This window comes from Vibrio ichthyoenteri ATCC 700023 (assembly GCF_000222605.1).
Taxonomy (GTDB): domain Bacteria; phylum Pseudomonadota; class Gammaproteobacteria; order Enterobacterales; family Vibrionaceae; genus Vibrio; species Vibrio ichthyoenteri.
The window spans coordinates 1-234 of record NZ_AFWF01000077.1 but is presented as its reverse complement, the minus strand read 5'-3'; the positions used below and the strand labels follow the sequence as shown (position 1 = coordinate 234).

The following is a 234-nucleotide window of genomic DNA, read 5'->3' as shown; positions in this document are numbered from 1 at the left end:
GCAGGTGTTTCCATAGCATTCCGCCTTCTGCTTTATCGTTCCAGACGTACTGATAAATGAGTTCGTGACTCATTGTTGGATAGCCTCTTAATCTTAAGTAGCCAACGATCTGGTCTGGGCTCCAGTCCAGTTTCAATAAGGCTTCAGCCAACCTAAAGTCAGTTTTACAGTAACGCTTATTTCGCCTTGAACGACTCAGTCTACTTCGAGCTTTTTGTTGTGCGCGAGCAGGTT

The 234-nt window shown here is 45.3% G+C and carries 1 pseudogene; it reads right to left on the bottom strand.

Annotation, left to right across the window (positions count from 1 at the left end):
• A pseudogene (locus RH85_RS22240) lies at positions 1–234 on the bottom strand (IS30 family transposase); the annotation flags it as partial.